Below are 25,993 nucleotides of genomic sequence, written 5' to 3'. Positions count from 1 at the left end.
CCGGGCGCGGACGGGTCAGTCGTCGGAACCGGTTTCGGCGTGCACGCGGGTCGCCGTCCTGGTCGCGGTCGTCGCCGTGCCGGAGACCACGACGTGGGCGCCCGCCGGGAGCGCGTCCAGCGTGGCGGGCTCGTCGTCCAGCGCGATCCGCGCGGTACCGGCCACCGGGACCGTGACGCTGGTGCCGCGCTCGCGCTTCGGTCCCTTCACGGTGAGCGTGATGCTTGTCGAGGTCGTCGCGGTGAGCGTGCCGGTGAGCGTGAACCGGATGACCTTGACCGGCTTCCGGGTCTCCGGCTTTCTGACCTCGGGCGCCTTCCGGTGCTCCGGAGCCTTCTCGGCCGGTGCGGCTCGCACCGGGGACACCGCCTGCGCGGGTGCGGCGAGGGCACCGGCCACGACCGCGCCGACGACGAGGGGCAGGACGGAGAGGGCTAAGCGGCGCATCGGTGACTCCAGATCGCGGTCGGTGGACTGCTCCACCCTCGGCGGCCCGCGGAGCGCCGACCGGTGCCGGCCGGGTGCGGCGCGGCTGCGGCGCTCCTACCCCGGCGTGCGCACCAGCGCGGGCAGCATGAGGTCGACGCCGACCGTCATCCGCGCGACGAACTCCGCCCGGGTGGCCACCTCGTGCTTGATACCGGCGGCCGTGCTGTGCAGCGTCCGGGCCAGGTCCTCGGCCACGCCACCCGCTCCGGCGTCGGCGAGCGCCGACGTGAGCAGTTCGACGAAGCGCCGGGGATACTCCGTGACGACCGCCCCGAGGAGCCCGGGGTTGGCGTCGACGAGCACCGTGACCTCGCCGGCCAGCGGGCCGACGTACCGCCCGGCCCAGAGGTCGAGCGCCTCGATCAGCCGCTCGCGCAGCGGCCGGCCGGTATCGGCGAGCACCGAGGCCGCCGCCGCCAGGTCGTCGTCGAGGGCGTCGATCACGGCGGCGCGGAACAGGTTCTCCTTGGACGAGAACAGGAAGTACAGGCCGGGCCGGGAGATCTCCGCCGCGCGCGCGACGTCCTCCATCGACGTCTTCCGGTAGCCGAAGCGCGCGAACGTCCCCAGCGCGACGCGGAGAACCTGCTTCCGGCGGGCCGGCTCCCCGGCCGGCGATTCGCTCATGGCTCGACCGTACCCGAACTAGACAAAGTAAGCACAGTTTGTAAAGTGCGTTCATGACCATCACCACGCGGTTCGACGCCGCGAGCACCGCCGACGACGTCGTGAGCGGCGTCGACCTCACCGGGAGGCGCGCCGTCGTCACCGGCGCCACCTCCGGCCTGGGCGTGGAGACCGCCCGCTCGCTCGCGCGGACCGGCGCCGCGATCACGCTCGCCGTCCGCGACACCGCCGCCGGAGCCGGCGTCGCCCGGGACATCACCGCGACGACCGGCAACCCCCACGTCGACGTGCGGCCGCTCGACCTGGCCGACCGGTCGTCCGTCGCCCGGTTCGTGCGGGGCTGGACCGGGCCGCTGCACCTGCTGATCAACAACGCCGGGATCTTCCGCAGCGAGCTCCACCGCACGCCGGAGGGCTGGGAGCAGCAGTTCGCGGTCAACCACCTCGGCCCGTTCGCCCTGACCGTCGGCCTCCACCGCGCGCTCGCGGCCGGGGGGCAGGCCCGCGTCGTGATGGTCAGCTCGACCGCGCACATGAACTCACCCGTGGTCTTCGACGACCTCCACTTCGAGCGACGCGCCTACGACCCCCAGCTCGCCTACGCCCAGTCCAAGACCGCCACCTCGCTCGTCGCGGTCGAAGCCACCCGCCGGTGGGCGGCCGACGGCATCGTCGCCAACGTCGTCAACCCCGGCGGCGTGGCGACCGGGCTGCAGCGCGACTTCACCCCCGAGCAGACGGACTACCTGGCCCGGGCCGAAGCCGCCGGGGCCTTCGCCTACAAGACCGTCCCGCAGGGCGCCGCCACCACGCTCGTCGCCGCGGTCGCCCCCGAGTTCGCCGGTACCGGCGGCCACTACCTCGACGACGGACGCGAGGCGCACACCGTCGGCGACGACGCGAACCTGTTCGAGCACAGCCACGGCGTCAAGCGGTGGGCCCTCGACCCGGACACCGCGGCCAGGCTCTGGACCGTCTCGGCGGACCTGATCCGGACGCCCTGACGCGGTCGCGCCCGGGCACCCGGACGCCGGTCAGAACGTCTCGGTCACCGGGCGGCCCGGCGCGTACGGCGGCCAGCCCGGGTCGCCGGTCCGGGCGAACGCGACCCAGGCTCCGTGCATCCGCGCGGCGAGCCCGGCCGGCGCCGGACCCGGGCCGAGCAGCCCGGTGTCGCCGTGCAGCCAGGGCTCGTCGGCGACGTCGAACACGAACGGCAGCTCGACGGTGTGCGTCGCGCCGAGGCGCCCGCCCAGGGCCCCGGAGCGGTGCCCGAACGAGTAGGCGTACGTACGCCCGCCGGAGATCCGCGCGTGCGCGTCGGTCATCCGCGCGGTCCCGGCGCCGAACAACGCCCGGCCCAGCACCGCCGACCGCCGCTCCCCCGGCGTCGAGCCCTCCGGCGCCGGCGCGTCGGCGCCCACGCGCGCGGCGAGAGCCGCCACGTCGGCGTCGGTCGAGGTCTCGAACCGCCCCTGCGGCACCAGGTACAGATGTCCTTCCTCGCGGTTGGTGCCGATCACCAGGTCGACGTCGGCGGCCGGACCGTCGGCCAGCGCGTCGGCCGGCTGGGTGTCCAGCACCAGGCTGAACGGGCTGAGCCCCACCAGCGGATCGGTCGCGGTGCCGGTGCGGAGATCGAGCCCGCTCAACGCCGGCAGGACGTCGACGAACCGCTCGTCGGGGACCGCGCCGAACGCGGAGACGGTCGGTTCCACGTCCAGTGCCGCCGCCGCGGCGGCGGTGACCCGGCGGGCCTGTTCGGGCGTGAACGCGCCGGTGCCGCTGCCGCTCTGCACGATCGCGCGTCGGAACAGGCCCTTCGCCTCGCGCGTCGCGAGCAGCGCGCCGACGATCGTCGCGCCCGCCGATTGGCCGACGAGCGTGACGTTCGCGGGGTCCCCGCCGAACGCGGCGACCGTGTCGCGTACCCAGCCGAGCGCGGCGAGCACGTCGAGCAGGCCGCGGTTCGCGGGTGCTCCGTCCAGGTGCAGGAAGCCGGGGACGCCCAGCCGGTAGTTGAGCGTGACCAGCACGACCCCGTCGCGGGCGAAGGCCCGGCCGTCGTAGAGCGCGGCCCGGCCGGACCCGGTGACGAAGCCGCCGCCGTGGACGAACACCACCACCGGGCGCCGGCCGGCGTCGGCGGCCGGCGTGTGGACGTCGACGGTCAGGTACTCGTCGCCGCGCACCCAGCCGGGGCCGAAATACGGGGCCAGGTCGAGCCGGCCGAAGTTCCGCACCGGCTGGGGCGCCGTCGGCGACGGCCGGGTGCCGTCCCGGACGCCGCTCCAACCCGGGTGCGGGACCGGCGGGCCGAACCGCCCGGCGCCGGTCGGCGCGGCCGCGTACGGGATCGCGCGGTAACGCTCACCGGCCGCGTCACGCCGGCCGCGGACCACGCCCGCCGGCGTCTCGACGATCGGATGCACAGTCGTGTCCTCTCAGGCGATGCGGGGGAAACCCGCCCAGTCCTTGACCGCGAAACCGGAACCTTCGTGGGTGATCTCGGCGCCGCCGTGGCCGCCGAAGTGCGCGGGGAAGACCAGCGAGCGGGTCTCCGCGGCCTGGCCGAGCAGCGCACGCCGGGTGGTCCGGGCCTCGGTCGGGTCCTCGCAGAAGCACGAGTTGACGTCCGGGTCGACGAGTTGCACGCCGGTGTGCAGGAGGTCCCCGACGAACAGCGCGCGGTCGCCGCCGGACTCGAGCACCAGGATCGACGAGCCCGGGGTGTGGCCGGGCGCCGACTCGAGCCGCAGGTTCCCGTCGATCCGGTACGAGTCGTCCCACAGCGTCGTCAGCCCGGCGTCGTGTACCGGCAGGACGCTGTCCTCGAACACGTTCTGGTTGCCGCGCCCGAACACCGACGCGTTCTCGTTCGCCGGATTCCAGAAGTCGAAGTCCTTCTGCGGGATCAGGTAGGTGGCGTTCGGGAACGTCGGAACCCAGCTGCGGTCGTCCAGGCGGGTGTTCCACCCGACGTGGTCGATGTGCAGGTGGGTGTTGATCACCACGTCGACGTCCTCCGGACGGACGCCGGCCGCGGCCAGGTTGTCCAGGAAGTCGGTGTCCAGGTGGGACCAGTTCGGGACGTAGGGCCGCTCCTTGTGGTTGCCGACCCCGGTGTCGACGAGGATCGTGCGGCCCTCGCTGCGCACCACCCACGTCTGGATGGCGTTGTGGCATTCGTCGGTCTCCGGGTGCCAGAAGTCCGGCACGACCCAGTCGCGGTGCTCCTCCCAGAGGGCCCGGTCGGTGCCGGGGAAGAACTGGTCGGGGGTCATCCCGACGCTGCCGTACGACTCCTTGACCCGCGTGATCGTGACTTCACCCAGGGTGATCTGATCCATCGTCCGTCTCCTCGACGCGTGGGGCGTGTGCGGATTCGAGAGTGGACGGGCGGGCCGGGGCCAACCAGCCCCGCGTCAAGCTATCCCTGGCGGGGGCAGGCTCCGCGCCGCCCGCCGGAGCACACTGGACCCCGTGGAACGACACGCGCGACTCGGCGAATTCCTCCAGGTCCGCCGCAGCCAGCTGACGCCGGACGGCGTCGGCCTTCCCGACGGCGTCCGGCGGCGCCGGGTCCCGGGGCTGCGGCGCGAGGAACTCGCGATGCTGGCCGGCGTCAGCGTCGGCTACTACACCCGGCTGGAGCAGGGCCAGTCGCAGAACGCCTCCGTGCAGGTCCTGGACGCGATCGCGGACGCGTTGCAGCTCGACGCGGCCGACCGCACCTACCTGCATTCGCTCGCCACACCCGGCCACCGGTCGGCGAAGGCAGAGCCGGCACCGGACGAGACCGTCTCGGCGGACCTGCTGACGCTGCTGGGCGCGATGACCGGCGTCCCCGCGGTCGTGCTCGGACGGCGCAACGACGTGCTGGCCTGGAACCCGCTCGGGCACGCCCTGCTGGCCGGGCACCTGGACGTCACCGGTCCGTCCCGGCCCGACGAGCGTCCGAACATGTCGAAGATCGTGTTCCTCGATCCCCACACCCGGGACCTGTACGTCGACTGGGACGCCAAGGCCCGCGTCGTCGCCGGGAACCTGCGCCTGGCCGCCGGGCGCCACCCGCACGACCGCGACCTGCTCGCGCTGATCGGCGAACTCACCGTCGCCAGCCCCGACTTCGCCGCGATGTGGGCCGACCACACCGTCCAGGACTGCGCGAGCGACGTCTACGACCTACGCCACCCGCTCGTCGGCGCGCTCCGCGTGCAGCAGCACACGCTCAAGCTCAACCAGACGCCCGACCAGTCGCTGGTGACGATGACGACCGAGCCCGGCTCACCCTCGGCGACGGCCCTGACGCTGCTGGCCCAGGCGATCGGCGAGCCGTCCCGCGGCAACCGGTAGCGCGGGGCGGTGGGCGGGGCCGGCACCGCCGGACGTCACCCGGTCCGCCGACGCGGCGCCTCTCGGGCGACCACCGCGCGCAGTGCGTGGGCCAGCCAGTCGAGGTCCGCCCCGGCGTCGTCCGCGGCGTGCTGACCGCGGACGCGTGACACGAGCACGCGGTAGGTCTCGGCCCGCGCGTCGATCCCGGCTTCGACGCAGGTCAGCACGGCCGCCAGTGGTTCCGCGTCGCTGAACGTCGCCGCGACGAACCCGGCGGCGGCGGGCGTCCCGGGGGCGACGCCGCGCTCGCGGGCCTCGCGCACCTGCTCCACGACCTGCCGCGCCCAGAAGACGCGCGCGCCGGGCGGTTTCGGCTCCCCCGCCGGCGTCGGCACGCTGAGCTCGAGGAACGTCCGCATCCGGGTGCGGAAGCCGGGGTCCTGCACCAGTTCGGCCAGTTCGATCCAGGCGTCCACCTGGTCGGGGGTCGGTTCGTCGGGCAGCTCGATCCGGAGGTCGCGGAGACGGTCGCGTACCTCGGGGCGGAGATCGAGGCCGCCGAACACGTCGGCCTTGAAGTCGTCGATGATTCGCAGGCGTTCGGTGGCGGAGATTCGGGCCAACCGGTTCATGAGAGCAGCCTCCTGGGCCGTCGAGTTGCGCTTCGACACGGTGGACAACACGGCCCGGCTGACCTTGAGGGCGCGGATCTGCGCGTCGATCGCGGCGACGTGCGTGTCCGCGACCGCGGCGAGCGTGGCCCGGCCGTCGAGCACGCCGACCACCTCGTCGAGCCCGAGGCTCAGCTCACGCAGGGTGCGCACCAGCTCGGCGCGGGCCGCGCCACCGGCGTCGTACAACCGGTAGCCGCCGGCCGACCGGGACGCCGGCGGCACCGCGCCCTCGTCCGACCAGAACCGCAGCGTCCGGACGGGAATGCCGGTGCGGTCCGCGAGCTGGCCGATGGTCAGGAGTTCGGATCGTTCGTCCATGCGACGATCCTCGACGTTCCAGCGGCTGGAGAGTCAAGCCGCGCGTGGCACCAGAACGACGAACGCCAGGCCCGACGTCGAGTCCGCGAGCTCGAGCGCCGCCGCCGGGTCGTCCAGGCCGACGACGTGCGGCTCCAGCGCCGACAGGTCGAGCACACCGCTCCCGACCAGCCGCCACACCGCGACGACGGTCTCCGGCCGCGCCATCCAGGAACCGCGGACCGTCATCCGGCGCCGCATCAGGTCCCCGTAGGGCAGGGTCAGATTCTGGCGCACGCCGCCGATCAGGACGAGCGTGCCGCCCGGCCGCAGCGCGTCGTACCCGGTGAGCGTCGGGCCGGGGTCGGGCACCGCGCCCAGGGCGTCGACCGTGACGTCGGGTTCCCCGGCGGCGCGGATCGCGGCGGCGTCCGCGGAACGATCCCCGGTGAGCCGGACGGTCGCCACCCGGGCGTCGAGCGCCGCGAGCCTCGCCAGCGCCGCGGGGTTGCGGCCGACGGCGACGACCCCGGACGCGCCCCGGGCCAGCGCCACCAGCACGGCGGCGCCGCCGAGCTGCCCGGTCGCACCGAGCACCGCGACCCGCTCGCCCGGCTGCTGAGCGGTCAGCGCCTCGGCCGCGATCGACAGCCACGGCAGGAACGCCAGCCGCGGGTCGTCGCCGGCTCCCGGGACGCCCACCAGCACCGACGCGGGCAGCACCGCGCGCTCGGCGAACGTGCCGTCGCGCCACCGCTCCCGCAGCCGGGCGACGACCGGGGTCCGCTCGCCGCGCCCCCCGATCCCGGTCCAGCCGACGATGAACTCCGCCCCGGCCTCCCGGAGCAGGCTCGCGTTGACGACGACGTCGCCCGGCGCGAACCCGGTCACGTCGTCCGCGACGGCCACGACCCTGGCGAGGCCTCCCACCCCCAGCACCAGCGGCGTCGGGAGCGATCCCCGGGCCCCGCCGGTGAGGACGGAGGAGTACGCGGGGACGTGCACCGCGAGGACGTCGACGAGCACGCCGCCCGGCCGCAGCCGGGGCTCGGGCACCTCCAGTACACGCAGGCCGTCGTCGGTCGAGTTGAGTTTCCACGCACGCATGACGTCAGCGTGCGCGCTTGCTAGCCTGGTATCCAGTAACGGCTTATCCTGGTATCGAGGCTGCCACGATGGAGAAACGCGAGCTCGGCCAATTCCTGCGCAGCCGGCGCGAGGTCCTCACCTGCGCCGACGTGGGGCTGCCGGTCACCGGCCGCCGGCGCACGCCGGGGTTGCGCCGGGAGGAGCTGGCGATGCTCGCCGGCATCAGCACCACCTGGCTGACCTACCTCGAGCAGGGTCGCGACGTCCGGGCCTCGGACCAGGTCCTCGCGTCGCTCACCCGCGCGCTGCGGCTCAGCCCGGCCGAACGCGCCCACGTGTACGCGCTCGCCGGTTTTCCCGGTCCGGCCGCCCCGGCCGAACCCCTGGCCCCTCACGTCGGTGACGTCGCCGGCGCCCTCGGCCTCCATCCCGCCTACGTGACGGCGGCCGACTACACGCTCCTCACGTACAACGCCGCCGCGGAGGAGCTGTTCACCGGGCTCCCCCGGATCGGCAACCTCGCGCGCTGGCTGTTCACCGACCCCGCCGCCCGCGACCTGCTGCCCGACTGGACGGAGATCGCCCAGGACGTGCTGGCCCGCCTGCGCGCCGCGCAGGGCAGGCACCCGGGCGAGGAACGGTTCACCCGCCTCGTCGCCGACCTCCACGAGGCCAGCCCCGAAGTCCGCGACTGGTGGCCCCGCCAGGACGTCCGGGCGACCCGCTCGGGCACCAAACGGGTCCGCCACCCCCGGCGCGGCGTCCTCACGCTGTCCTATGTGTCGTTCCAGGTGGCCGACCATCCGGACCAGACCCTCGTCGTCTATCTGGATCCGGGCGCGGAGCAGGACGAGAGCGCCCGATCGGCGTCCGGCCGAAGCCTTGACGGACTTAGCTAATCGCCATAGCTTTTAGCTAATGCAATTAGCGAGACCGAGGAGCGCACGATGACCGACTTCCTGCCCGTCGACGGCCACCACCGACCTGCGCGGCGCCGGCGAGTCCAGCGCGGAGTGGCCGTCCGACACCCGCACCGACATCGCCGGTGACCTGCTCGCGCTCATCCGCCACCTCGGCGGCCCGGCGGTGCTGGTCGGGCACTCGATCTCGGGCGGCGCCGCCCCGATCGCCGCGGCCCGGGCCCCCGAGCTGATCACCGGCGTCGTCGAGATCGCGCCGTTCACCCGGGCCCAGGCCTACCCCGGGCGCAAGCCCGTCGACTGGGCCGCCCTCGCCGCCGTGCTCGGTGAGCCGGGCCGGAAGAAGGCGTTGCGGGGACGGCCGACCCGCGCGCCGAGGGCGAAGCGATCGTGGCCGCGCTACCGGCCGGGCTGGGCCGGTTGGAGATGATCGAGGGTGCCGGGCACTACCCGCACGCCCAGTATCCCGACGAGACGGTGGACCTGATGCTCCCGTTCCTGAAGGCCGCCGGCCGTGCCTAGAGCCGGCCTCGTCCCGGCCACGGTGGTCGCGACCGCCGCCGACCTCGCCGACGAGGTCGGGCTGGCCAACCTGACCATGGGGCTGGTCGCCGAGCGCCTCGGCGTGAAGACGCCGTCGCTCTACAAGCACGTCGAGTCGCTCGACGCGCTGCACCGCGGCATCGCGCTCCAGGCCCGGCGGGAGTTCACCCAGGCCCTGGCCCGGGCCACCGCCGGTCGGTCCGGCGCGGACGCGGTCCACGCGCTCGCCGACGGCTGGCGCCGCTGGGCCCACGAGCACCCGGGCCGTTACTCCACGAGTGTCCGGGCCGCCGCCACCGACGACGAGGAGGACCGCCGGGTCGCCGACGAGGTCCTGCGGCTCCTCTACGACGTGCTCGCCGGTTTCGCCCTGCCCGGTCCCCGCGCCGTCGACGCCGCCCGTGCCCTGCGCTCGGCCCTGCACGGCTTCATCACGCTCGAGGCCGGCGGCGGCTTCGGCCTCCCCCGCGACGTCGACCGGAGCTTCTCCTACCTGGTCGACACGCTCGTCGGCGGTTTCGGCGCGCACGGCGACGACCAGCACCCGCGCGGATCGACGCCGGAGTTCCACGGCACCGGGGACTGACGCGTGCGGCCGGCGTCGGCGCCCGCACGACGGCCTCGGCGTCGTGCTCCGCACCGCGCGGGCCCCGCGTCAGGACGGGGCGACGTGCACCTTCGGGCCGGGCCCCGCTCCGGCGGGGCGATGGCCGGCGAGCACGGCGGCGACCTCGTCGAGCCCGACGGTCGCCGCGACCAGCGGGCGGGGGTCGACGACACCGGACGCGTACGCCGCGATCGTGGCGTCGAGACCGGGTGAGGCCGAGAGCACCCCGACCGCGGTGACGTCCTTGAGCGCCAGCGTGCGGGTGTCGATCAGGCTGGGGCTCCCGGCGAGCCCGATGTAGACGAGCCGCCCGGCCGGTTCGACCAGCGCGAGCGCCCGGGCGGGCAGGTGCGCGGCGTTGGAGGCCTCGACGACCGCGTCGAACGGCAGCGCGGGCAGCGTCGGCTCGGTCCACGCGTCGGCGAACCCGAGACCGCGAGGGAACGCGAGGCTCTCCTCGTCGCGGCCCAGCAGGTGCACCTCGGCGCCGGCGGCACGCAGGAACATCGCGGTGAGCAGGCCGATCGTGCCGGGGCCGAGCACCAGGACCCGGTCGCCGGGCCCGACGTCCGCGGCCCGCGCCGCGCGGTACGCGTTCCCGCCGGGCTCGACCAGGGCCCCGAGAACCGGATCGACGCTGTCGGGGATCGCGTGCAACGAGGTGACGGGGGCGGCGATCTGCTCGGCCAGCGCACCGGCCCGGCCGCCCCGGATACCGACCTCCTGGCGGTGCTCGCACACGTGCTGGTGCCCGCGACGGCACCGGCGGCAGGTTCCGTCGCCGATCATCGTGTCGCCCATGACCCGGCGCCCGACCCAGGCCGGGTCGACCCCGTCGCCGACCGCGGCGACGATGCCCGCCCACTCGTGGCCGAGCCGCATGGGGTAGGACGAGTGGCCCTCGTGCAGGTAGGCCATCTCGCCGGTGAAGAACTCCACGTCGGTGCCGCACACCCCGACCCGTTCGACGTCGACGACGACCTCGCCGGGCACGGCGACCGGCGGTGGAACGTCCTCGACGGCGGCTTTCCCGGGGCCGTGCAGGACGAAGGCTCTCATCGGTAGGCACCGAGCGCGCGGCGCACGTCCTCGACGGCGTCGGTGAGGGTCGACAGCGGCGTGCGGTAGGTCAGCGCGCTGACGCTGATCGCCCCCGACGGGGTGGCCGGTGACGTCGCGTAGACCGGGAGCGCGAGGCAGTTGATGCCGACCTCGTTCTCCTGGTCGTCGACCGCGTAGCCGCGTTCACGGCTCAGCCGCAACTCGCGGTACAGGGCGCCGGCGTCGCCGAGGGTGTTCGCGGTGCGTCGGACCAGCGGTTCGCCGCCGATCCAGTCGCGCACCGCGTCGAGCGAGTCGAGCCGGTAGGCCAGCAGCAGCTTGCCGACGCCGGTCGCGTGGGCCGGGTTGCGGCCACCGATCGTGGAGGTGAGCCGGACCGCGCCGGTCGGCGGATCGACCTTCGCCCGGTAGACGATCTCCCGGCCGTCGAGCACCGCGTAGTGCGCGGTCTCGCCGAAGCGGGCGGCCAGCGCCTCCAGGACCGGGCGGATCCGCACCTGCTCCGGGCGCAGCTCGTGGTGGGCGAACGCCATCCGGAGGAACTCGTCGCCGAGCACGTAGCGTCCGCGATCGTCCTGGTCGGCCAGGCCGGCCCGGCGCAGCGAGGCCAGCGCCCGGTGCACGGTGGGCTTCGGGCTGCCGATCACCCGGGTCAGCTCCTCCAGCCCGGCCCCGTCGGGGTGGCGGGCGAGTTCCTTGAGCACGGCGAGCACCCGGTCGGACCCGACCAGCCGGCTCTCGTCCAACCGGGCGACCTGGAGCGGGATCGCGTCCGCCTGGGTAGTGTCCATCTCGTTCCGAAAGATAGACCACCGTTTCGACAGTTGGAAGCATGGTGGTGAGCGTGGCGCGCCCCGACCCGGGCCACCGGCCGCCCGTTCGAACACGTCGTCGAGGTCCTCGACCGCGTCGCCCGGACCGAAGGAGACACATGAGCAGGTCAGCACTGGTCACCGGCGGCGCCAGCGGCCTGGGGGCGGCGAGCGCCGCCCGCCTGCGCGCCGACGGCCTCACCGTCACCACGCTCGATCTGCGCGGCGCCGACGTCACCGCCGACGTCACCGACGAGGACGCCCTGCGGCGCGTCGCCGGCGAGATCGGGCCGGTCGACGTCCTGGTCAACTCGGCCGGCGTCATCGGCCCCAACAAGCCCCTGCTCGACACCACCGCGGACGAGTGGCGCCGCGTCTTCGACGTCAACGTGCTCGGCACCGTCAACACCCTGCGTGTCTTCGTCCCCGGCATGCGCGAGCGCGGCTGGGGCCGGGTCGTGAACTTCGCCAGCATGGCCGGCAAGGACGGCAACCCGAACCTGTCGATCTACTCCGCCACCAAGGCCGCGGTCATCGGCCTGACCAAGTCCGCCGGCAAGGAACTGGCCACCAGCGGGGTGCTGGTCAACGTCGTCGCCCCGGCCGTCATCGCCACGCCGATGAACGACGACACCGCGCCCGAGGTGCTGGACCACATCGCCGGCCTCATCCCGATGAAGCGGGTCGGACGCCCGGAGGAGGTCGCCGAACTGGTGGCGTTCCTCGCCTCCGACCGGGTCAGCTTCTCCACCGGCGCCGTCTACGACATCAGCGGCGGCCGCGCGACCTACTGACGACGGCCTTGCGGGGGTGTCCTATCGTGCCGACATCGCCGCATTGATGGCGATGAGTGATCGAACCCAGCCGGTTCCAGCAGTCCGGCGTCGACGCCAGGGCGACACGCCCGAGGCGGGGTAGATCTCGGCACGCAGGAGCACAACACCATGCACGCGAACCACGGACGGCGTGACCGCCGTCCCGTCTTCCGCCGCGCGGCGATGCTGTTCGCCGCTCTCGCGGTGGTGGCCGCCGGATGCGCCGATGTCGCTGGAGACACCCCGGCATCGGCCGCCACCCGGGCCGCGGCCGTGAAGACGTTCCTGCCGAACGCGAAGTTCGACTACCAGATCAGCACGGGCTACACCCCCGCGAGCGGGGTGAAGGTCGTCAGCCGGGACGTGAAGGACACGCCGGCCGGGCTCGGCTACGACATCTGTTACATCAACGGCTTCCAGACCCAGCCCGACGAGAAGGGCAGCGACGGTCAGCCGCTCGAGGGCACCAGCAAGTGGTTCGCCGACGACGCGAGCCGCAAGCAGCTGCTGCTGCCCAACCCGACGCCGGACTACCCGACGGCCACCGAGAACCAGCAGTACTCCAAGCCGTACTACGTCGACCCGGGCTGGCCGGACGAGATCATCTTCGACCTGCGCACCGACGCGAAGCGCGCGGCGCTCGCGGCGATCGTCGGGAAGCAGATCCAGGCCTGCGCCGACAAGAAGTTCGACGCCGTCGAGGTCGACAACCTCGACAGCTTCACCCGCGCCTACAGCAACCTCTCCGACCGCAAGCTGGCCCGGGAGGGCAAGGAGCCCAAGGAAGGCGCTCCCCGGCTGATGAGCAAGAGCGACGCGCTCGCGTTCGCCACCCTGCTGATCCAGAAGGCCCACGGCCTGAACCTGGCGATCGCCCAGAAGAACACGGCCGAGCTGGCGGACGAAGGCAAGGCCGCCGGCTTCGACCTGGCCGTCGTCGAGGAGTGCGGCTCGACCTCGGAGTGCGGGGACTACGCCGAGGTGTGGGGCGGGAACTGGGTCGACATCGAGTACTCCGCGAGCGGCTTCAGCAAGGCCTGCACCGCGGTGAAGTCGAAGATCTCGGTCGTCCAGCGCGACAAGAACGTGACGAAGCCGGGCACCGACGGCTACGTCTACAACGAGTGCTGAGGTGAGCACCGCGGGGTCGCTCGCCCGACGTGTCGAGCGACCCCGCGGCGGTCATCGGCTGACCGGGTCGGTGGAGGCCTCCGCCGGGTCCAGGCCGGAGAGGTCCGCGACGCCTTCCCAGTCGCCCGGATGGCGGCACGCGGCCGCGCCGAGCCGGGCGCCGGTCCGGAGACGGCACTCGACCGGCCGACCGGCGACGAGCTCGGCCAGGTAGCCCCCGACGAACGCGTCACCGGCGCCCACCGTCTCCAGCGGGCCGTCGAGAGGTACCGCCGGCACCGCGTGCAGCGAACCGTCGACGCACGCCACCGCGCCGGCCGCCCCGGCGGTGACGACCACGTGCGCGTGTCCCCGCTCCGCCAGCGCGAGTGCGGCCGCCCCGGCGTCGGCCCCGCCCCGGCCCGGGAGCAGGAACGGCACCTCGTCGACGCCGGCGAACACCAGGTGGGCCCGGGAGGCCAGCGCGCGGTACACCGGCGCGGCCACCTCGGCCGGCCAGAGGCGCCCGCGGTGGTTGACGTCGAACGACACGGTCGCACCGGCCGCGTCGGCCCGGTCGAGCAGGTGATCGACCGCGGCCCCGGCCTCGTCGGACAGCGCCGGCGTGATGCCGGTGAGGTGCAGCAGCGTCGTGCGTGACAGCGGGATCCGCTCGACGTCGGCCGGGCTCAGCCGGCTGCCCGCGCTCCCCCGCCGGTAGTAGACGACGCTGGTGCGCCCGTCGGCGCCGCGCTCCTTGACCAGCAGCCCGGTGGGGCCGCCCGGGTCGACGACCGGGTGGACGTCGACGCCCTCGGCACGCAGCTCGCGGGTGACGCGGCGCCCCAGCGAGTCGTCGCCCACCCGGCCGAACCAGCTGACCGGCACGCCCCGGCGGGCCAGCGCCATCGCGACGTTGGCCTCGGCGCCGCCGGTCGAGACCGCCACCCGCGGGGCGCTCCACAGCGGTCCGTCGTCACCGGCCCGGAACACCGCCAGGGCCTCACCGACGGTGACGACGCGCTCGATCACCGCCCCACCGCCGCACGGAACTCGCGCGCCCGCGCGGTGATCTCGTCGAAGCGCCCGGCGGCGATCACGTCCCGCGGGGTGATCCAGCTGGTGGAGACGGTCAGGACCGGTTCGAGGTCGTACTCGGCGGCGTTGCTGATGCTGATCCCGCCGCTGGGCACGAACCGGACGTCGGGGAACGGCCCGTGCAGGGCCGGCACCAGCGCGGCGCCGCCGAGCTGCGCGGCCGGGAACAGCTTCACCACGGTGTGCCCGGCCGCGCGCGCCGACATGAGCTCGCTCGCCGTCGCCACGCCGGGGATCGCGGGCACGCCCCGCCGGCTCGCGCGGTTGCTGAGCACCGCGCTGAAGCCGGGGCTCACCACGAACCGCGCTCCGGCGTCGACGACGCGGTCGAACTGTTCGGGCGTGAGCACGGTGCCCGCGCCGACGAGGAACCCGTCGAGCTCCGCCACCGTCGCGACGGCCTCGACGGCGGCCGGGGTGCGCAGCGTGATCTCGGCGCACGGCACACCGCCGTCGGCGAGCGCGCGGGCGAGCGGAAGGGCATGCCGCGGATCGTCGAGGACGACGACCGGGAGGACCCGGATCCGCGCGAGCTCGGTGGTGGTCATCTGCCCAGCCACCCACCGTCCACCGGCAGGACCGTGCCCGAGACGTAGTCCGACGCCGCCGAGGCGAGGAAGACGGTGGCCCCGGCGAGGTCGTCGCCGCGGCCCCAGCGCCCGGCCGGGATGCGCTCGAGGATCGAGCGGGACCGATCGGGGTCGTTGCGCAGCGCCGCGGTGTTGTCGGTCGCGATGTAGCCGGGCGCGATCGCGTTGACGTTCACGCCCCGGGCGGCCCACTCGTTGGCCAGCGCCCGGGTGAGCCCGGCGACGCCCGACTTCGCCGCGGCGTAGCCGGGAACGTTGATGCCGCCCTGGAAGCTGAGCAGGCTCGCCGTGAAGACGACCTTGCCCCGGCCGCGTTCGAGCATCGGCGCGGCGACCAGCTGGGTGAGGACGAACTGGCTGGACAGGTCGACCTCGAGCACCCGGTCCCACCATTCGAGGGGGTGCTCGATCGCCGGCGCGCGCTCGATCGTGCCCGCGTTGTTGATCAGGATGTCCGGAGCACGCGCGGCCAGCTCGGTGCCGAGCGCGACGACGGCCTCCCGGTCGGCGAAGTCCACCGCCCGCGCCTCGAACGACCGGCCGAGGCCCCGGATCGTCGTGGCGACGTCGTCGTCGGGCCCGGCCTGGGTGCTGACCCCGATGATGTCCGCTCCGGCCCCGGCCAGGGCCTCGGCCATCGCGCGCCCGATGCCGCGCCGGGCTCCGGTGACGACCGCGAGCCGGCCGCTCAGGTCGAACAGGCCGCTCACGCGCCCACCTCGACCAGGATCTTCATCGCGCGGCCCGCGGCCAGGTCGTCCATCGCGGCCGGCGTCCGGTCGAGCGGGACGACGCGGGTGATGAGCTCCTCGGCGGGGATGACACCCTGGCCGAGCAGGGCGATCGCCCGCTCGAAGTCGGAACGCTGGTACACCCGGGCGCCGAGCAGGCGCAGCTCACGCCAGAAGACCCGCTGCAGGTCGATCTCGCGCGCGGCGGCGTGGATGGCGACGACCACGATCGTGCCCCGGACCTTGGCCAGCGCCGTGGTGGAGCGTGCGGCCGCGGCGGCCCCCGACACCTCGAACACGACGTCGGCCCCATCGCCCCCGGTCCACCGCCCCACCTCGGCGACGACGTCGTCGGTGGCGGGATCCACGGTCTCGAACCCGAGCGCGGCGATCCGGGCCCGGCGGCTCTCGTCGACCTCGGCGATCAGCACCTGGGCCCCGGCGTGGCGCGCGACGCAGCCGATGAGCACGCCGATCGGGCCGCCGCCGAGCACCACGACGCGGTCACCGACCTGCAGCTCGGAGCGGCGCACGTCGTGGACGGCGACCGCCACCGGCTCCACCAGCGCGGCCGCGCGCAGGTCCAGGTCGGCCGGGAGCGGGACGGCGATCGAGGCGGGCACGTTCCAGCGCTGCTGCAGCGCGCCCGGGGAGTCGATGCCGACGAACGTGAGGTTCTGGCAGATGTGCTGATGGCCGGCCAGACACGCCGAGCACGTCCCGTCCCACAGCAGCGGCATGACGGTGAGCGGGTCGCCGACCTCCCAGCCGGTCACGCCGGGCCCCACCGCGGCCACCGTGCCCGCGGCCTCGTGGCCGAAGATCAGCGGTGTCCGCACCCGGGCGTCCATGTTGCCGTGCGCGATGTGCAGGTCGGTCCCGCAGAGGCCGCAGTACGCGACCGCGATCTGCAGCTCTCCCGGCCCCGGCGGTTCCACCTCCGTGGTCGAGACCCGTAACGTCCCGCCACCCTCGTACGCCACACCCTGCATCAACGGCCTCGCTCTCTCGCCCTCTTGCAAACATCATACGTGTGACCTTATGGTCTGGCCCCACGAACTCGACGTCAAGGACGACGATCAGAAAAGGACATGACATGGTTCGGTTCAGAGCCGCTCGACGGTCCCGGTTGGTGGCCATCGCCGGCGCCGCAGCGCTCACCCTGGCGCTCGCCGCGTGCAACAGCGGCGGCGGATCCACCGCCGGGGAGTACGGCTTCCCCCAGGTCAAGCAGGACGACAAGGCGACGATCACGGTCTGGGTGGACGCCGATCGGACCAAGGCCGCGGACGCGTTCACGAAGGCCAACCCCGGCACGCCGATCAAGGTCGTGACCTACGACGGCTCGGCGAACGGCTCGAACTCGTTCCGGACGAAGGTGCAGCTCTTCGACCGCGCCCAGAGCGGCTGGCCGGACGTGGTGTTCTCGTCCCAGAACAACGACGCCGCCTGGGCCAGCCAGAAAAGCAACGGCAAGCAGGCGTTCGCGGCGGTGCTCAACGACGGGCTGGTCGCCAAGGACACGCTCGATCAGTTCACCAGCGGCTCGCTGAACCCGTGCACGGTCGACGGCAAGGTCTACTGCCTGCGCAACGACCTCGCCCAGGCGGTGCTCTGGTACAACAAGACGCTGCTCGACCAGTTCGGCTACCAGGTCCCGAAGACCTGGGAGGAGTACCAGGCCCTGGGCGAGAAGGTCGGCCGGGAGCACCCCGGCTACATCGTCGGCACGGTCGGCGATGCCTGGACGCCCGAGGTCTTCTTCTGGGCCAGCAAGTGCCGGGCCAACGGCATCACCGGCCCGAAGGCGGTCACGGTCGACACCGGCAGCGCGGAGTGCAAGCGCGCGGCGACGATGCTCGACACGCTGATCACGAACGGCACCACGCCCAACGTCAGCGTCTTCACACCCGAGTTCGTCAAGAAGTACTCCGGCAAGGTGCTCCTGATGCCCGGTCCGGCCTGGTACGCGGGCGCGATCTTCAACAACCCGGAGTCGCTCAACGTCCCGAAGGGCCAGCTCGGCGTCGCCCCGCCGCCCGCGTGGGGCAGCGACAAGGCGGTGACCGGCAACGTCGGCGGCGGCACCTGGTTCGTCAGCAGCCACTCGAAGAACCTCAAGGCCGCGGAGTCGTTCGTCCGGTTCGTCACGACGGCCGACGACTACCAGGTCGCCGTCGCTCCGGGGTACCCCGCCTACGCCCCGGCGGCGGAGAAGTGGGTGAAGAAGCAGGAGACGAGCGGCTACTACGCCACCGACCTGACCGCCGTGGTCGAGGCGGGCACGTCGATCTGGGACGGCTGGGGCTCCGGCATCTTCAGCCAGGAAGCCGTCTGGGCCAAGACGATCACCCCGGCGATCGCGGGCGGCAAGAGCCTGGTCTCGCTGCTGCCCGAGTGGGAGCAGGCGATCAAGAACCAGGCGCAAGTGAACGGCTACACGGTCAAATGACCGTTGTCGCCGAGGTGGCCCCGGCGACGGGACGGGCGGCCGACCGGCCGCCCGTCCGGCGGCGCGGCAGCCTGATGAGCTACGGCTTCATCTCGCTCTACGCGGCCCTCGCGCTGGCGTTCGGCGTCCTGCCCGCCCTCTACGCGGTCTACCTCGCCTTCACCGACGTCGAGGGCGGCTTCGCCGGGATCACCAACTTCTCGAAGGTCGTCGGCGACTTCCGCTTCTGGCCGGCCGTCACCCACGTGGCGTTCTACCTGCTGATCTGGCTGGTCGCCCTGGTCGTGCTGGTCACCGTGCTGGCGATCGTGGTGCACGCGATCAAGGTCCGCTGGCTGAGCCGGACGCTGCGGTTCGTCTTCTACCTGCCCGGCGCGCTGGCCGGGGCGTCGAGCGTGCTGCTGTGGCTGTTCGTGCTCGACCCGACCGCGAGCCCGGTCGGCGGCCTGCTCACGCTGTTCGGGTTCGACAGCTTCGTGCAGGTCATCGTCCCGGGCAACCTGCCGGTGATCTTCGCGATCATCGCGTTCTGGACCGGCGCGGGCGGCTGGATCGTCATCATGTACGGCGCGCTGAACAACATCAGCGACGAGGTGATGGAGGCCGCGCGGATGGACGGCGCGAGCCCGGTCCAGATCGCCTGGAACATCCAGCTGCCGATGCTGCGCAAGTGGATCTCGTACATGGGCATCATGTCGCTGGCCGCCGGCACCCAGCTGTTCGTCGAGCCGCAGCTGCTCTCCCAGGCCAGCAACGCGATCGTGCCGAACGACTACTCGCTCAACCAGCTCGCCTACCAGTACGCGTTCCAGCAGAACGACTTCAACGGAGCAGCCGCGATCTCGTTGCTGCTGCTCGTCATCGCCCTCGCGCTGTCGGCCGTCTTCGTGACGCGCGGCGGCCTGTTCGAGCGGGACTGATCCATGACCACTGCGAAACTCAGCGGCTGGAGCGGCCGGACGATCGTCGCCGTCGTACTGACGGTGTTCGTGCTGTTCTTCGCCATTCCGATCGTCTGGCTGCTGCTGGCCACCACCAAGTCGGCCCGGGGGCTGATCGTCGACAACCCGTTCGCCCCCGGCGGCCTCGGCGATCTGGCCGAGAACTGGAGCTCGCTGTTCTCGTTCCAGGACGGCGCGGTCACGAGCTGGATCGGGAACTCGGCGCTGTACGCGATCGGCGCGCTCGTCATCACGCTCGTCGCCAGCATCCCGGCCGGCTACGCGCTGGCGCTCACCGAGTTCCGGGGCCGGCGGCTGCTGCTGGTGCTGACCCTGATCGTCATGCTGATCCCGAACACCGCGCTCGTCCTGCCGATCTTCCTCGAGCTGAACGTGGTCGGGCTGATCGGCAGCCCGCTGTCGGTGATCCTGCCGATGTCGTTCTTCCCGTTCGGGGTGTACCTCACCTACATTTACTTCTCGACGAGCATCCCGCGGGACCTGCTCGCCGCGGCCCGGATCGACGGCTGCCGGGAGTACCAGGTCTTCACGAAGGTGGCGTTGCCGCTGGCCGCACCGATCGTGGCCCTGGTCGCGTTCTTCAGCTTCGTGCAGAACTGGAACAACTTCTTCCTGCCGTTCGTGATGCTGCCCTCGAGCGACGGCTACCCCGCGCAGGTGGGGCTGACCTCGCTGCTCGCCTCGACGCCGGCGTTCAACCCGAGCTCGGCCGGCGCGCAGTCCGTGCAGCTCCCGACGCTCGCGCTGGCGACCGTCGTCTCGGTGCTGCCGGTGCTCGTCGTCTTCCTCGTCTCACAACGTTTCCTGGTCGCCGGCATGACCGCGGGCGGGACCAAAGAGTGAGCCCCGTCCGCCCGAAGAAGGAGTCACCATGAAGGTCACCGGTTATCGCAGTCTGCTGACCACGCACGAGTGGGGCAGGCTGACCGGTGATGCCAACGGCGTGATGCCCGGTCCGCGGACCGACGTGCACGTGCTGATCCTCGAGACCGACGACGGTGTCGAGGGCGTCGGGGTGGGCGCGCACGGCGACATCGACCGGGTGTTCGACGCCGTCGAGGGCGAGGACCCCCGGGCCGTCACCGCGCTCTACGACCGGATGCTCAACCGGGTCTTCAAGACCGGCCACGCCGGCGCCACGTTCGGGGCGATCGGCGCGATCGACATGGCACTCTGGGACCTGAAGGCGAAGTACGCCGAAGAGCCGCTGTGGCGAACCCTCGGGGCTCTGAACCGGTTCGTGCCCGGGTACGCCTCCGGTCTGGACATCGCCCTCGGCGACGAGGAACTCGTCCAGCTCTACCAGCGCTACGCCGATCGCGGCTTCAGCGCGGCCAAGCTCAAGGGCGGGCACGACGTCGAGCACGACCTGCGCCGGCTGCTCGCGGTCCGGGACGTCCTCGGCCGCAACTCCGACCGTCCCGCGCTGATGCTCGACGCGAACGAGTCCTGGAACCGCACGCAGGCCGTCCGTTACCTGACCGAACTGGAGCGCGCCATCGACCTCGCCTGGATCGAGGAACCCCTCCGCCGGTGGGACGCCGCCGGCCACGCGTCCGTGCGCCAGCACGTCCGGACCGCGGTGGCGACCGGTGAGAACCTCACCGGACTGGAGCAGTACCGGCCGCTGCTCGACGCCGACGCGGTCGACGTCGTCCAGGTCGGCAACGTCTGGGGCATCACCCACTTCCTGCGGGTGGCCGCGGTCGCGCACAGCCGCGACCTGCCGGTGAGCCCGGTCTCGTACCACGGCAACCCGCTCGCGCACGCGGCCGCCGCGATCCCCAACCACCTGTCGTTCGAGATCCAGCACCTGCACTCGCCGGTCGGGCTCGAGATCGACCAGGAGTTCAGCGACGGCGGCATCGTGCTCGGCGACGAGCCGGGGCTCGGCATCCGGGTCGACGAGTCGGTGATCCGGACGGCGACGCCGGCCACTCCGCTCGCCGGGATCGCCGGGCCGCACGTCCGCCCCGACCGGGCCGGGCTGCGGCTGGTACCCGACCCGGCCCGGGCGACGCCCGCCCCGGCGGCGCTGGGGACCTCGGCGTGAGCGCGGCCGAGCCGCAGCGCCACGCGCTCGTCGTCGGGCTCCGGCCCGAGCGGCGGGAGGAGTACCTCCGCCTGCACCGGGAGGTCTGGCCGCAGGTCGAGCAGACGCTGCGGGACGCGAACGTCACCAACTACTCGATCTTCGTGACCGGCGACACCTTGTTCGCCTACTACGAGTACGTCGGCGACGACCACGACGCCGACCTGGCCCGGGTCGCCGAGGATCCGGTCACCCGCGAGTGGTGGACGCACACCGACCCGTGCCAGGTCCGCATCGTCGACGAGCGGGTGCCCGGCGCGCTCTGGCAGCCGCTCGACGAGATCTGGCACCTGTCGTGAGCGGCCGGATCGACGCGCACGTGCATCTCTGGCACCGCGCCACCGACCCGCAGCCCTGGATCGATCCGGGCACCATGGGGGCGATCGACCGCGACTTCGGGTCCGACGACCTCGCCCGGATGCTCGCGGACACCGGCGTCGACACCGCGGTGGTCGTCCAGACCGTGAACGACCTCGGCGAGACCCAGCGGCTGCTGAGCCGGTCGGAGCCGGTCGTCGGCTGGATCGACCTCACCGCCGACGCCGCCGCGCAACTCGAGAAGCTCGGCGCCGACGGACGGCTGGTCGGGATCCGTCACCTCGTCCACGTGGACCCCGATCCGCAGTGGCTCGGCCGGCCCGACGTGGGCGCGTCCTTCGACACCCTGGCGGAGCACGGCCTCGGCTTCGACCTGGTCGTGCGGTGGTGGCAGCTGGACCTGGCCGCGTCGGTCGCGGCCGCCCGCCCCGGCACCCGGTTCGTCCTCGACCACCTCGGGGGCATCGCCGAGTGCGACGACGACGAGGGCTGGGAGCGTGGCCTCCGGACACTCGCCGCCCTCCCGAACGTCACCGCGAAGATCTCCGGCCTGGCCGCGCTGGTGTCCGACGCGGACCGGCTGCGGCGGGTGGCCGACGTCGCGCTGGACGCGTTCGGCCCGCACCGGCTGATGTACGGGTCGGACTGGCCGCTCGCGCTGCTCGGCGCCGGACCGGTGTCCTGGCGGGCCGCGGTGGACGCGCTCGTCGCCGACCTGAGCACCGGCGAACGCCGGGCGATCGACGGCGGGACCGCCGCGGCGTGGTACGGACTCGGGTCATGATTCCCGGAACGCTCGGCTTGGGCGGCGCGCCGCTGGGCAACTTCGCCGCCGCGATGGACGACGACCGGGCCCGCCGCACGCTGGACCGGGCCTGGGACCGCGGCATCCGCTACTTCGACACCGCCCCGCACTACGGCCTCGGGCTCTCCGAGCGTCGCCTCGGCGCCGCGCTGCGGGAGCGTCCGCGCGACGAGTTCGTCGTCTCGACGAAGGTCGGGCGGCTGCTCGTCCCCCGGGTGCCGCCGCGCGAGTGGGACGACGACGGGTTCCTGGTCCCGGGTGACCTGGAGCGACGCTGGGACTTCTCGCCCGAGGGCGTCGAGCGGTCCCTCCGGGAGAGCCTCGACCGGCTCGGCCTCGACGCGGTCGACATCCTCTTCGCCCACGACCCCGACCAGGCCTGGGGATCCGCCGCGCGGGAGTCGCTGGCCTCGCTGGCGCGGCTGAAGCAGGCCGGCCTGGTCTCGGCGATCGGCATCGGCACGAACTCCACCGCCGGTCTCTCCACGCTGATCGGCGAGGGCCTGGTCGACGTGATCATGCTGGCCAACCGCTACTCGCTGCTCGAGGCCAGCGCGCTGGAGACCGTACTCGAGCCGGCCCGGGAGGCCGGGGTCGCGGTCGTGGCCGTGGGAGTGTTCGCGACCGGGCTGCTCTCGACGGCCCGGCCCGCCGCCGGGGCGACGTTCGAGTACCGGCCCGCGGACGCCGCCGTGCTCGACCGCACCCGGCGGATCGCGGAGATCTGCGAGGACCACGGGGTCGAGCTACCGGTCGCGGCCCTCGCGTTCCCGCTGCTGCACCCGGCCGTCGCGGCGGTCGCCGTCGGCATGCGGTCGCCGGGCGAGGTCGACGAGAACCTCGAGCGGTTCGCCGCCGACGTCCCGGACGGGCTGTGGCGCGACCTGGTCGCGGCGGGCTTCCTGCCGGCGGCCGCGGTGCCTACGCGCTCTCCGGGGGGCCGGCCAGGCGACGCCGCCGCCACGAGCTGAGGATGTGCTCGCGCATCGCCCGCTCGGCGCCCTCGACGTCGTTGCGGGCGATCGCGTCGACCACCCGCCCGTGTTCGGAGATCGTGGACTCGAACGCGCCCGCGTAGTCGGCGCCCTGGTACCGGGTGCTCTCCAGCGCCCGCCGGTAGAGCCGCTTCGCGATGTTCTCGGCCAGCCGGTTGCGTGAGATCTCCATGATCGTCAGGTGGAAGACGACGTCCTCCTGCCGGGACGCGTCGCTCTCCTGCTGCATCCCGCGCATGGTGTCGTGCACCTGGCGGATGCGCTCGAGCTCGTCCGGCGTGTTCCGCGCCGCGACCGCGCCGGCCATCGCCGACTCCAGGTGGCCGCGCACGACCGTCAGCTCGTCCAGGATGCCCAGCGACTCGTCGTTGTCGATGAGCGCGGAGAGAATGATCGGGTCCAGCATGTTCCACGAGCCGGACCGGTTCACCTGGGTACCGCGGCCTTGCGCGACGACGACGAGGCCCTTCTCCTCGAGCCGTTTGATCGACTCCCGGATCACCGTGCGGCTCACGCCGAAGTGCTCGCTGAGCGGGGCCTCGGGCGGCAGCAGGTCACCCTCCGCGACCTCACCGGTGACGATCATCTCGACGAGTTCGCTGGTCACCGCCACTCCCAGCCGTTCCGCCCGACCACGTGGAGGAAGGGCGAACGCGTCGGGGCGGGCAACCATGCGTGCAATATACGGGCCGGGGCGCGCCCGGCCGCCGGTCAGGGTTGTCCGTCGGTCAGCGCGATCGCGCGCGCCTGGGGAACCCCCAGCGTCAGCAGGCTGGTGACGATCGCGGCGCGGACGCCGAGGTCCTCGTGCGAACCCACGGCGTCGGCGATCGCGAACACGACGCCGTAGGCCACCTGACCCAGGACGTCGGCCGGCACGTGCCGGCCGAACACCCCGGCGTCCTGGCCCCGCTCGATCAGGTCGGCGAGGAGTTCGTCGATCGGGCCGAGCAGTTCGTGGATCGTCCCGCCGAACTCGCCCCGGCGCAGCGCCAGCAGCACCCGGTACCGGTACGCGACCGGCCAGACGCTGCCGACGAACGCGGCCCAGGTGGCGTCGGCCTCCGGGTGGGACGCGTCGGCCTCGGCGAGGACGAGCGACATCGCGGTGACGGCCCGCTCGGTCAGTGTCCGCACCAGATCGAGGCGGGACGGGAAGTGGCCGTAGACCGTGCGGCGGACGACACCGGCCGCGACGGCGATCTCGCCCATCCCCGCGTCGGGGTTCTCCCCCAGCACCTCGAGAGCGACGTCGACGATGCGCTCGCGGGTCTCGGCCGTCGAGCGCGCACGGGAGGACTCGGTACGCACGACCCAATCATTGCACACCTGTGTGCATCGTCACACTGCACACGGGTGTGCAGTGACATACGCTGCACACCAGTGTGCAACTACGTCCTGGAGGACACGATGACCGATCTCGTCCGCCCGTTCACCGTCTCGATCCCGGACTCGGAGATCGAGGACCTGAACCAGCGTCTGGCCCGCACCCGCTGGCCGGACCCGGAGACCGTGCCCGACTGGTCGCAGGGAGTGCGCGTCGAGAACGCCCGCGCGCTCGTCGACTACTGGCAGCACGGGTACGACTGGCGCCGCCTGGAGTCCGAGCTCAACGCCCATCCCCAGTTCATGACCGAGATCGACGGGCTGGACATCCACTTCGTCCACGTCCGGTCGGCGAACCCCGGCGCGCTGCCGCTGATCCTCACGCACGGCTGGCCGGGCTCGAACGTCGACTTCCTGAAGCTGATCGGCCCGCTCACCGACCCGGAGTCGTTCGGAGGCGACGCCGCGGACTCGTTCGACGTCGTCGTGCCGTCGCAGCCCGGGTTCGGGTTCTCCCAGAAGCCCACCGGGACCGGGTGGACGGTACCGCGCACCGCCGCCGCCTGGGCCGAGCTGATGCGGAGGCTCGGCTATTCGCGGTGGGCCGCGCACGGCGGCGACTGGGGCGCCGCCGTCACCACCGCGCTCGGCGCCGCGCGCCCCGACGGGCTGCTCGGGATCCACCTGACCAGCACCTTGGCGTTCCCGGCCGAGCTACCCGACGCGTTGAGTCCCGAACAGCAGGAGGCCGTGGAGAGCCGCGCTTACTACACCGGCCCGCTCGGCGGCTCCAACCATCTCCATTGCACGAAGCCGGAGACGGTCGGCTTCGCGCTGGCCGACTCCCCCGCCGGTCAGGCCGCCTGGATCTACGAGAAGTACCAGTCCAAGACCGACAACCGCGGGCTCGCCGAGGACGCTCTCAGCGTCGACGCCATCCTCGACACGATCGCGCTCTCCTGGTTCACCAACAGCGCGGCGTCGTCCGGCCGCATCTACTGGGAGAACCCGTCCGGCTCGTTCACCGGCCCCGAGCTGACGCTCCCGGTCGCGGTGACGATCTTCCCGAAGGACGTCCCCCGCCCGCCGCGCGACTGGGTCGAGGACACCTACTCCGACCTGATCCATTACGGCCGGCCCGACCGGGGCGGGCACTTCGCGGCCCTGGAACAGCCCGAGATCCTGGTCGACGAGATCCGCACCGGCCTGCGCAGCCTGCGCTCCTGATCGACCTGATCGAC

28 protein-coding genes and 1 pseudogene are annotated in these 25,993 nt (G+C 72.9%); 15 read left to right on the top strand and 14 right to left on the bottom strand.

Annotated features, from left to right (window positions below):
* Positions 1-15: 15 nt before the first annotated feature.
* The gene (locus tag CRYAR_RS18870) at positions 16-447 is read right to left on the bottom strand and encodes a hypothetical protein (protein ID WP_157017884.1); all 432 of its coding nucleotides are present in this window, start codon (positions 445-447) and stop codon (positions 16-18) included.
* A 96-nt stretch (positions 448-543) separates the two neighbouring features.
* Positions 544-1,116, bottom strand: a complete 573-nt coding sequence (locus CRYAR_RS18865; RefSeq protein WP_035852587.1) for a TetR/AcrR family transcriptional regulator — start codon at positions 1,114-1,116, stop codon at positions 544-546.
* Between the two features lie 53 nt (positions 1,117-1,169).
* Between CRYAR_RS18865 and CRYAR_RS18860 the strand changes: the two genes are divergently transcribed.
* Positions 1,170-2,120, top strand: coding sequence for an SDR family NAD(P)-dependent oxidoreductase (locus CRYAR_RS18860; RefSeq protein WP_035852586.1), 951 nt, complete (start codon positions 1,170-1,172; stop codon positions 2,118-2,120).
* A gap of 30 nt (positions 2,121-2,150) precedes the next feature.
* Here CRYAR_RS18860 and CRYAR_RS18855 read toward each other — a convergent pair whose 3' ends face one another.
* Together CRYAR_RS18855 and CRYAR_RS18850 are read right to left on the bottom strand one after the other, a co-directional pair.
* Positions 2,151-3,548: a carboxylesterase/lipase family protein gene (locus CRYAR_RS18855; RefSeq protein ID WP_035852585.1), complete on the bottom strand. Its 1,398-nt coding sequence runs from the start codon at positions 3,546-3,548 to the stop codon at positions 2,151-2,153.
* 12 nt (positions 3,549-3,560) lie between these two features.
* On the bottom strand, positions 3,561-4,466 hold the full coding sequence (locus CRYAR_RS18850; protein WP_035852582.1) for an MBL fold metallo-hydrolase: 906 nt from the start codon (positions 4,464-4,466) through the stop codon (positions 3,561-3,563).
* A 133-nt stretch (positions 4,467-4,599) separates the two neighbouring features.
* On the opposite strand from CRYAR_RS18850, the gene CRYAR_RS18845 reads away from it, so the two are divergent.
* A complete protein-coding gene (locus tag CRYAR_RS18845; RefSeq protein ID WP_035852581.1) occupies positions 4,600-5,472 on the top strand; it encodes a helix-turn-helix domain-containing protein in 873 nt (290 codons plus the stop codon).
* Positions 5,473-5,507: 35 nt separating this feature from the next.
* Here CRYAR_RS18845 and CRYAR_RS18840 read toward each other — a convergent pair whose 3' ends face one another.
* Together CRYAR_RS18840 and CRYAR_RS18835 are read right to left on the bottom strand one after the other, a co-directional pair.
* On the bottom strand, positions 5,508-6,446 hold the full coding sequence (locus CRYAR_RS18840) for a helix-turn-helix domain-containing protein (protein ID WP_035852580.1): 939 nt from the start codon (positions 6,444-6,446) through the stop codon (positions 5,508-5,510).
* A 33-nt stretch (positions 6,447-6,479) separates the two neighbouring features.
* Positions 6,480-7,532, bottom strand: a complete 1,053-nt coding sequence (locus CRYAR_RS18835; RefSeq protein WP_035852577.1) for a zinc-binding dehydrogenase — start codon at positions 7,530-7,532, stop codon at positions 6,480-6,482.
* Between the two features lie 68 nt (positions 7,533-7,600).
* Between CRYAR_RS18835 and CRYAR_RS18830 the strand changes: the two genes are divergently transcribed.
* From CRYAR_RS18830 to CRYAR_RS18820, 3 genes and pseudogenes are all read left to right on the top strand, one after another.
* Entirely contained in the window at positions 7,601-8,413 is an 813-nt protein-coding gene (locus tag CRYAR_RS18830) for a helix-turn-helix transcriptional regulator (protein WP_035852576.1), read from the top strand.
* Between the two features lie 73 nt (positions 8,414-8,486).
* Positions 8,487-8,956: pseudogene (locus CRYAR_RS45860) on the top strand (alpha/beta fold hydrolase); the annotation flags it as partial.
* A complete protein-coding gene (locus tag CRYAR_RS18820; protein ID WP_084700692.1) occupies positions 8,949-9,563 on the top strand; it encodes a TetR/AcrR family transcriptional regulator in 615 nt (204 codons plus the stop codon). The pseudogene CRYAR_RS45860 and the gene CRYAR_RS18820, both read left to right, overlap by 8 nt.
* Positions 9,564-9,632: 69 nt before the next feature.
* Here CRYAR_RS18820 and CRYAR_RS18815 read toward each other — a convergent pair whose 3' ends face one another.
* A complete protein-coding gene (locus tag CRYAR_RS18815; protein WP_035852575.1) occupies positions 9,633-10,643 on the bottom strand; it encodes a zinc-dependent alcohol dehydrogenase in 1,011 nt (336 codons plus the stop codon).
* Positions 10,640-11,437, bottom strand: coding sequence for an IclR family transcriptional regulator (locus CRYAR_RS18810; protein ID WP_051570620.1), 798 nt, complete (start codon positions 11,435-11,437; stop codon positions 10,640-10,642). The genes CRYAR_RS18815 and CRYAR_RS18810 overlap by 4 nt, the downstream gene beginning before the upstream one ends.
* 140 nt (positions 11,438-11,577) lie before the next feature.
* On the opposite strand from CRYAR_RS18810, the gene CRYAR_RS18805 reads away from it, so the two are divergent.
* Positions 11,578-12,252, top strand: a complete 675-nt coding sequence (locus CRYAR_RS18805) for an SDR family NAD(P)-dependent oxidoreductase (protein WP_035852573.1) — start codon at positions 11,578-11,580, stop codon at positions 12,250-12,252.
* A gap of 150 nt (positions 12,253-12,402) precedes the next feature.
* A complete protein-coding gene (locus CRYAR_RS18800) occupies positions 12,403-13,404 on the top strand; it encodes an endo alpha-1,4 polygalactosaminidase (RefSeq protein WP_051570617.1) in 1,002 nt (333 codons plus the stop codon).
* A gap of 51 nt (positions 13,405-13,455) precedes the next feature.
* Here CRYAR_RS18800 and CRYAR_RS18795 read toward each other — a convergent pair whose 3' ends face one another.
* The 4 genes from CRYAR_RS18795 to CRYAR_RS18780 are packed head-to-tail and all read right to left on the bottom strand — an operon-like array spanning position 13,456 to position 16,794.
* Complete coding sequence (locus CRYAR_RS18795; RefSeq protein ID WP_051570615.1) at positions 13,456-14,415, bottom strand: sugar kinase; 960 nt, start codon at positions 14,413-14,415, stop codon at positions 13,456-13,458.
* Positions 14,412-15,029, bottom strand: a complete 618-nt coding sequence (locus tag CRYAR_RS48125) for a bifunctional 4-hydroxy-2-oxoglutarate aldolase/2-dehydro-3-deoxy-phosphogluconate aldolase (RefSeq protein ID WP_035852570.1) — start codon at positions 15,027-15,029, stop codon at positions 14,412-14,414. The genes CRYAR_RS18795 and CRYAR_RS48125 overlap by 4 nt, the downstream gene beginning before the upstream one ends.
* Positions 15,026-15,781, bottom strand: coding sequence for an SDR family oxidoreductase (locus CRYAR_RS18785; protein ID WP_035852567.1), 756 nt, complete (start codon positions 15,779-15,781; stop codon positions 15,026-15,028). The genes CRYAR_RS48125 and CRYAR_RS18785 overlap by 4 nt, the downstream gene beginning before the upstream one ends.
* Entirely contained in the window at positions 15,778-16,794 is a 1,017-nt protein-coding gene (locus CRYAR_RS18780) for a (R,R)-butanediol dehydrogenase (protein WP_035852563.1), read from the bottom strand. The genes CRYAR_RS18785 and CRYAR_RS18780 overlap by 4 nt, the downstream gene beginning before the upstream one ends.
* 104 nt (positions 16,795-16,898) lie before the next feature.
* On the opposite strand from CRYAR_RS18780, the gene CRYAR_RS18775 reads away from it, so the two are divergent.
* From CRYAR_RS18775 to CRYAR_RS18745, 7 genes are read left to right on the top strand one after another with little or no spacing between them, the layout of a single operon-like run.
* Positions 16,899-18,254, top strand: coding sequence for an ABC transporter substrate-binding protein (locus CRYAR_RS18775; protein WP_035852560.1), 1,356 nt, complete (start codon positions 16,899-16,901; stop codon positions 18,252-18,254).
* Positions 18,251-19,174 (top strand): carbohydrate ABC transporter permease, encoded by a 924-nt coding sequence (locus tag CRYAR_RS18770; RefSeq protein ID WP_035852557.1) that lies wholly within the window; start codon positions 18,251-18,253, stop codon positions 19,172-19,174. Before CRYAR_RS18775 ends, CRYAR_RS18770 begins: the two co-directional genes overlap by 4 nt.
* Before the next feature lie 3 nt (positions 19,175-19,177).
* Positions 19,178-20,059 (top strand): carbohydrate ABC transporter permease, encoded by an 882-nt coding sequence (locus tag CRYAR_RS18765; RefSeq protein ID WP_035852555.1) that lies wholly within the window; start codon positions 19,178-19,180, stop codon positions 20,057-20,059.
* 28 nt (positions 20,060-20,087) lie between these two features.
* Complete coding sequence (locus CRYAR_RS18760) at positions 20,088-21,269, top strand: mandelate racemase/muconate lactonizing enzyme family protein (RefSeq protein WP_035852554.1); 1,182 nt, start codon at positions 20,088-20,090, stop codon at positions 21,267-21,269.
* Complete coding sequence (locus CRYAR_RS18755) at positions 21,266-21,607, top strand: L-rhamnose mutarotase (RefSeq protein WP_035852553.1); 342 nt, start codon at positions 21,266-21,268, stop codon at positions 21,605-21,607. Before CRYAR_RS18760 ends, CRYAR_RS18755 begins: the two co-directional genes overlap by 4 nt.
* Positions 21,604-22,410 carry an amidohydrolase family protein gene (locus CRYAR_RS18750; RefSeq protein WP_211247534.1) on the top strand — a complete coding sequence of 269 codons (807 nt, stop codon included), beginning with the start codon at positions 21,604-21,606 and terminating at the stop codon, positions 22,408-22,410. Before CRYAR_RS18755 ends, CRYAR_RS18750 begins: the two co-directional genes overlap by 4 nt.
* On the top strand, positions 22,407-23,402 hold the full coding sequence (locus tag CRYAR_RS18745; protein WP_051570612.1) for an aldo/keto reductase: 996 nt from the start codon (positions 22,407-22,409) through the stop codon (positions 23,400-23,402). The genes CRYAR_RS18750 and CRYAR_RS18745 overlap by 4 nt, the downstream gene beginning before the upstream one ends.
* On the opposite strand, the gene CRYAR_RS18740 is transcribed toward CRYAR_RS18745, so the two are convergent.
* Both CRYAR_RS18740 and CRYAR_RS18735 read right to left on the bottom strand, forming a co-directional pair.
* Positions 23,353-24,033: a FadR/GntR family transcriptional regulator gene (locus tag CRYAR_RS18740; RefSeq protein ID WP_211247533.1), complete on the bottom strand. Its 681-nt coding sequence runs from the start codon at positions 24,031-24,033 to the stop codon at positions 23,353-23,355. The two genes, CRYAR_RS18745 and CRYAR_RS18740, sit on opposite strands and share 50 nt — an antisense overlap.
* A gap of 104 nt (positions 24,034-24,137) precedes the next feature.
* A complete protein-coding gene (locus CRYAR_RS18735) occupies positions 24,138-24,737 on the bottom strand; it encodes a TetR/AcrR family transcriptional regulator (RefSeq protein ID WP_035852548.1) in 600 nt (199 codons plus the stop codon).
* A gap of 99 nt (positions 24,738-24,836) precedes the next feature.
* On the opposite strand from CRYAR_RS18735, the gene CRYAR_RS18730 reads away from it, so the two are divergent.
* The gene (locus CRYAR_RS18730) at positions 24,837-25,979 is read left to right on the top strand and encodes an epoxide hydrolase family protein (protein WP_035864778.1); all 1,143 of its coding nucleotides are present in this window, start codon (positions 24,837-24,839) and stop codon (positions 25,977-25,979) included.
* Positions 25,980-25,993: the final 14 nt, after the last annotated feature.

The sequence above is a fragment of the Cryptosporangium arvum DSM 44712 genome (assembly GCF_000585375.1).
Classification (GTDB): Bacteria; Actinomycetota; Actinomycetes; order Mycobacteriales; family Cryptosporangiaceae; genus Cryptosporangium; species Cryptosporangium arvum.
Note: the sequence above shows the minus strand (reverse complement) of the source record. Positions and strands in the feature narration are given on the sequence as shown.